This is a genomic window from Candidatus Protofrankia californiensis (genome assembly GCF_900634765.1).
In the GTDB taxonomy this organism is placed as follows: Bacteria; Actinomycetota; Actinomycetes; order Frankiales; family Frankiaceae; genus Protofrankia; species Protofrankia californiensis.
Genome location: NZ_CAAAFT010000494.1, coordinates 1 through 2,443, shown reverse-complemented (window position 1 = coordinate 2,443; position 2,443 = coordinate 1). Strand labels below are relative to the sequence as shown.

Genomic DNA, 2,443 nt, shown 5'->3' with positions numbered 1-2,443 from the left:
GTCCGGGAGGTCCGGGAGGTCCGGGAAGTCTACGTTCCCGGGTCGCCCAGAGGTCTGGGAGGCCCATGTCCGCTGGCTACTCGGCGCGGTGCCGCGGCAGGTGGTGCGGGGCGTTGCCCTGGTAGGCGGCGCGCAGTTTCTCCGGGGTGAGGGTGGAGGCTGCCGGTCCGAAACCGAACTGGTGACGGTTGAGTAGCCAGACGCTGTCGCAGGTCAGGTGGGCCAGCGCGAGGTCGTGGGTGGATATCACGACGCTGGTGCCCCCCGACCGCACGGCTGTGAGCGCGGACAGCAACGCTTGCTGGGACAGTACGTCCACGCCGTCGAACGGCTCGTCGAGCAGCAGGAGGTGTGGTTGCTGGGCGATGGCACGAGCGAGGAGCACCCGCTGGCGCTGTCCACCGGACAGCGTCTCGAACCGGTCACGGGCATGGTGGGTGAGCCCAACCGTTTCCAGGGCACGCGCCGCAATCGTCCGGTCTGTGAAGGTGGGTCGCCGCACCCAGCCGACCGACCGGTAACGACCCATGAGAACGACCTGGGCGACGGTCACACGGAGTTCAGGTCCCAGGGCGTCGACCTGTGGGACGTAGGCGATCCAGCGGCGAGCCTGCATCGGTGGCCGGCCGAGCACCGTCACCGATCCGCTCACCACCGGGGCAAGCCCGAGAACCGCTTTTATCAGCGTCGACTTTCCGGCGCCGTTCGGACCGATGACGGCCGCGGTACGGCCGATTTCGACCGTTCCATGGACGTCCTCCAGCACCGGAACCCGGCCGTAGGCGACCGTAGCCCGGTCGAAAATGACGGCCGGGGACGTTTCAGGTGTTTCACCCGATTCGATCGGATTTGATCCGACCGGATTCGATCCGGCCGAATCAGCGGGATCGCCTGGTCGGGTTGACCGCCGAGAGGACGCGACCGCGTCCTGCTTTGCAACGTTTACCGCCCTTGTATTCGATTTCTTGAATGTTGAGCTCGGCAGCCACCACGTTGCCTCGGTCATGCTTCGAGACGGTACGGCTACCGGACGCGTCCGGCATTGTGGGCGGTGACTCCGCCGGCCATCTCACCTGCGCAGGCTGATGCGATCCACGTTTGAATGTCATGCCCGTGCGACCGCTACCGGGTAGCGGTCTGCCTGGCATGGATCACGATGTGCGGTAGGTGATGCCGACCCGCCGGTTCTGGCCACGGCCGGCGCTGTTGTCCGAGCCGTCCGGGTTGGTGTTCGGCGTAACCGGGTTGGCGGCGCCGTGCCCGGTCGCCGAGACGAGAACACCGGGCGGAGCTTTCGGACGCAGCAGGTCCGCGACGGCGTTCGCCCGTCGCTGGGACAAGATCACGTTGTATGCGGGCGTGCCGGTGCTGTCGGTGTAACCGTTGACGCCAATCGTGCTGGTCGCCTTGCTGATCTGCGCCGCGATGCCGGCGAGCTGGCCACGGGCCACCTCTGTCAGGTCGGCCGAGTCGAACGCGAAGAGTACGTCCGAACTGATCGTCACGGTCACGCCGGAGCCGTCATGCCGTTCGGTACGGAGCGCGACAACTGCCCGTTCGACGTCGATCGGCCGGATCGCGGCCGCCGGATCGATTTCCCTGATCGATTCGATGATCGCCTGTTCGGTCACTGTGGGTGAAGCTGCCGGAGCTTCTGTCGCGGCGCGGGCTGTCGGCACACACACCCACGAGACGGCGGCGGTGACCACAGTCAGGACGGCCACGCCGAGACCCGTCAGGGCGGGACCAGGCCGTACGGTGACGCCACGGATGAGGGTCCCCACGGGGATCACCGGCCGACCGGGACGTCGTCGAACAGCAGCCGGTCGTCGGCGTAGACGTCGAGTGTCCGTACGTCCGCAGGCGGAGCGGCAAAGGTGTACGAGGCGCTGACCGGGGTGTTGTTGACGGTCTTCGTCCTGGGACCGCTCGCGCCGAGTTCGATGTTGCGGCTGTCCTGGACGACGACATAGCGCTTCAGGTTGACGCTGTCGACGAGGGCGACCGCCGGGCTGTGCGCCCCGAACATGTCGAAGACCGAGATCTCCTTGTCCCGCGGGGCGTCGGTGTATTTCGGTGTCCACACCACGGTGAGAGTGGTGAGGCGTCCGTCCACCTTCAGGTCGACGAAGCCGACGTCGATGGTCCCCGGTGCGCTGCCAGGCGCGCGGAAACCGGTCGTCCGGCTGGCTGCGGGGACGTCTACGGCAACCGTCCGGTTCGCCTGTGCCGTGCTGGCGGGCCCGGGGGCCGTAGACCGGTCACCGGGGGCAGGTGTGTCATGCGAGCCGGAGCAGCCCATGACGAACAGGGTGATTACGCCGATCAGAATGGTGAGGGTGGTGACCGGCGTCAGCCGGGTTCTCATCCGGTGGAGCATCCGGACCTCCCGCATGTGTGCGACGACGGTACGCGATCCCGATTATGCGGACAGATCCGGGCC

The 2,443-nt window shown here is 67.1% G+C and carries 3 protein-coding genes; all 3 read right to left on the bottom strand.

The annotated features are described in order from the left end of the window. Positions 1-76: 76 nt before the first annotated feature. On the bottom strand, positions 77-766 hold the full coding sequence (locus tag DD1DGNOD_RS25795) for a metal ABC transporter ATP-binding protein (RefSeq protein WP_346434385.1): 690 nt from the start codon (positions 764-766) through the stop codon (positions 77-79). A 385-nt stretch (positions 767-1,151) separates the two neighbouring features. Next, a complete protein-coding gene (locus tag DD1DGNOD_RS25790) occupies positions 1,152-1,784 on the bottom strand; it encodes an OmpA family protein (RefSeq protein ID WP_241255996.1) in 633 nt (210 codons plus the stop codon). 5 nt (positions 1,785-1,789) lie between these two features. Continuing rightward, positions 1,790-2,368 carry a hypothetical protein gene (locus tag DD1DGNOD_RS25785; protein WP_131768905.1) on the bottom strand — a complete coding sequence of 193 codons (579 nt, stop codon included), beginning with the start codon at positions 2,366-2,368 and terminating at the stop codon, positions 1,790-1,792. Positions 2,369-2,443 lie beyond the last annotated feature (75 nt).

Excerpts from the sequence above, each read along its gene's own strand:
- DD1DGNOD_RS25785 (WP_131768905.1), bottom strand. The coding sequence starts at position 2,368 with ATGAGAACCCGGCTGACGCCGGTCACCACCCTCACCATTCTGATCGGC.